This is a genomic window from Bacillus sp. JJ1609, from assembly GCF_036967045.1.
Classification (GTDB): domain Bacteria; phylum Bacillota; class Bacilli; order Bacillales; family Cytobacillaceae; genus Mesobacillus.
The window spans coordinates 229,265-231,578 of the sequence record NZ_JBALSS010000001.1 but is presented as its reverse complement, the minus strand read 5'-3'; the positions used below and the strand labels follow the sequence as shown (position 1 = coordinate 231,578).

Here is a 2,314-nt window from a genome sequence, read left to right as displayed (position 1 = left end):
CTTTAACAGAGCCAAAGAAAAAATACATTTAATATATTATTAGGCATTTTCCTCACCAATCTGAATGTAAATCATAAGCTATTATAGGCATTTGTTACACAGTGAGGTGAAAGCTATGGCCAAAAAAAATCTTCATCCCTCTGTTCAAAAATTCAAGGAGTTTGTAAAGAATCATCCGGAGCTCATCCAGGAAGTGAGAAAAGGAAACACGACCTGGCAGGAGCTGTATGAGGATTGGTATCTGCTTGGTGAGGATGATCCTAAATGGAACAGCAGTGAAACCCGCGAAAATAAAGATTCAGTCGAAGAACAGGAAAAGAAAACAGATTGGCTTGGAACCATCATGGGTGCAGTGAAAAATATGGATCCAGAACAATTGCAGGGACAAATCTCTAACATCAGTCAGGCACTCGGAGCGATTCAAGGGGTACTTTCGCAGTTCCAGGGAAATAAAGGCGGCCAGCAGTCTGTAAAAAGCTCTGGTCCGGGGCATCCTTTTTCATTCAGGAAGGATTAGGAAGGAGCTAATTATGAGAAAAGAGGTAATCGAGCAATTGCGGTCCAATAAAGAATTGATTGAGTTTGTCCGAGCCCAGCCACACTGGTATAGAAAACTTAGCAGGGACCCACGTGACATTTACTCTGCACAGATTGCTGCGCTCCACCATTTCGAGAAAACCATTCCGCATAAAGTGCAGAAATTTTCCAATAGTGTCCAGATGGCATCAATGATGATGCATATGTTCTCAAGCATGAATTCCCAATCATGACGAAGCTTTCTTCTGTGTGAAGAGAGCTTTAATTTTTTGCCTCGTCAATCTTAAAATGCCGCGTACCAGAAAATTTCGCATTTCTGGCGGATTCATGGTAAAATGGGGTCGGAGGTGAGCCAGCATTGCTTGCTGTTACATCAGAAAGAGTTTTGTTATTAGAAGAAGCTGAACAACTTGTCAGCATGATTTTGCAATCTGATATTGCCGAGCATTATCGGCAATGTTTATATAGTGTTAAAAACGATCCTGAAACTCAAAGAAAGATAAATGAGTTTGTAGATATGAAGGATCGCTATGAGGAAGTCCAGCGTTTCGGGAAGTATCATCCTGACTATAAAGAAGTTATGGGCAAGATTCGCATCGTTAAAAGGGATCTTGATATGGATGAGGTCATAGCGGAGTTCAAGAAAGCCGAGAATGACCTTCAGGGGCTTCTTGATGAAGTAAGTGTCATTATCGGCAGGTCAGTCTCAGAAAGCGTGAAAGTGCCGACTGGCAACCCATTCTTCGAAAGCTCCTGCAGCGGCGGCTGTGGCAGCGGCGGAAGCTGTGGATGTTCCGCATAATAGATCAGCATGAGCATGGACCGAATCCATGCTCTTTTCTTTACCCCTTTAACGCAGCGGGGGTCTGACCCCCAACNNACCCCCAACGCTTTAACGCATCGCTGTGCGTTATTCCCAGGTTTTAAGTCTTATGCAATCTGGGCATAGATTTCCGCAGCAGAACATTTTTCTTTGCGGGACATAAAAACGATGGCGGAATACAAAAAGATTATCCTCATTTCTGACAAACTCAGTTTCGCTATGAAGCTGTTTGCCTTGCATTGCTCCAGCTGCTGATTGCCGTATGGCGTTTTCCAGTTCACTTTTGCTTGGATGATCTTTCGCCTGGATATACAAGAAGGGGATACCTGCGGATTTTTTATAACTTGCTTGAGCAATTGAATTATCATCACAAAGCATCTTTAAAAATTGTGTCCAGATTACTTCAATATCCATATAATCACCTTAGAAATGCTTTATTAGTACAGCTCCAGTGAGCAGCCAGTAACCAGTTCCCATTAATCCAGGACCACTTTATAAGCCTTTACGCTATTCTTAACATAATACGCAATAACCACAAAAGGGGCAAACTGGATATTCATCATTGAAAACTTAGGTTTTTATATGCTAGACTATTACAAAGCAAACGTTTACCAAAGGGGAACCAAGAATATGATAGGACAGAGGCAAGGAATAATCGTCTGGCTATATTCACTGAAACAAGCCAAGATGCTTAGAAGATTTGGAAATGTTCATTTTGTCTCGAAAAGACTCAAATATGCCGTGATCTATTGCAACCTTGAAGAGACAGAGGCGTTAATGGAAAAGATCAGTTCATATTCGTTTGTTAAAAAGGTGGAACCTTCCTATAAGCCATTCTTAAAAATGGAATTTGAAAACTCTTCCCCTGATAAAGCGAAGGAATATGATTATAAAATGGGTATATAAAAAAGTTAAAGGTGAGGAGAAATTCCTCACCTCAGACTGTAGACAAAC

The 2,314-nt window shown here is 41.3% G+C and carries 5 protein-coding genes; 4 read left to right on the top strand and 1 reads right to left on the bottom strand.

What is annotated here, in order from left to right:
• The first annotated feature begins 115 nt into the window (after nt 1–115).
• The 3 genes from V7654_RS01135 to V7654_RS01125 all read left to right on the top strand — a co-directional run bounded on the left by V7654_RS01135 (nt 116) and on the right by V7654_RS01125 (nt 1,339).
• Nucleotides 116–517: a YlbD family protein gene (locus tag V7654_RS01135; protein WP_335427819.1), complete on the top strand. Its 402-nt coding sequence runs from the start codon at nt 116–118 to the stop codon at nt 515–517.
• Nucleotides 518–530: 13 nt separating this feature from the next.
• Nucleotides 531–770 (top strand): YlbE-like family protein, encoded by a 240-nt coding sequence (locus V7654_RS01130; protein WP_335378529.1) that lies wholly within the window; start codon nt 531–533, stop codon nt 768–770.
• Between the two features lie 125 nt (nt 771–895).
• The gene (locus V7654_RS01125) at nt 896–1,339 is read left to right on the top strand and encodes a YlbF family regulator (RefSeq protein WP_438825234.1); all 444 of its coding nucleotides are present in this window, start codon (nt 896–898) and stop codon (nt 1,337–1,339) included.
• Between the two features lie 108 nt (nt 1,340–1,447).
• Here the strand turns inward: V7654_RS01125 and V7654_RS01120 are convergent, their stop codons facing one another.
• Nucleotides 1,448–1,774, bottom strand: coding sequence for a hypothetical protein (locus V7654_RS01120; RefSeq protein WP_335427818.1), 327 nt, complete (start codon nt 1,772–1,774; stop codon nt 1,448–1,450).
• A gap of 216 nt (nt 1,775–1,990) precedes the next feature.
• On the opposite strand from V7654_RS01120, the gene V7654_RS01115 reads away from it, so the two are divergent.
• Nucleotides 1,991–2,266 (top strand): YlbG family protein, encoded by a 276-nt coding sequence (locus tag V7654_RS01115; protein ID WP_251483168.1) that lies wholly within the window; start codon nt 1,991–1,993, stop codon nt 2,264–2,266.
• Nucleotides 2,267–2,314 lie beyond the last annotated feature (48 nt).

Excerpts from the sequence above, each read along its gene's own strand:
- V7654_RS01135 (WP_335427819.1), top strand. The coding sequence starts at position 116 with ATGGCCAAAAAAAATCTTCATCCCTCTGTTCAAAAATTCAAGGAGTTT.
- V7654_RS01120 (WP_335427818.1), bottom strand. The coding sequence starts at position 1,774 with ATGGATATTGAAGTAATCTGGACACAATTTTTAAAGATGCTTTGTGAT.
- V7654_RS01130 (WP_335378529.1), top strand. The coding sequence starts at position 531 with ATGAGAAAAGAGGTAATCGAGCAATTGCGGTCCAATAAAGAATTGATT.
- V7654_RS01115 (WP_251483168.1), top strand. The coding sequence starts at position 1,991 with ATGATAGGACAGAGGCAAGGAATAATCGTCTGGCTATATTCACTGAAA.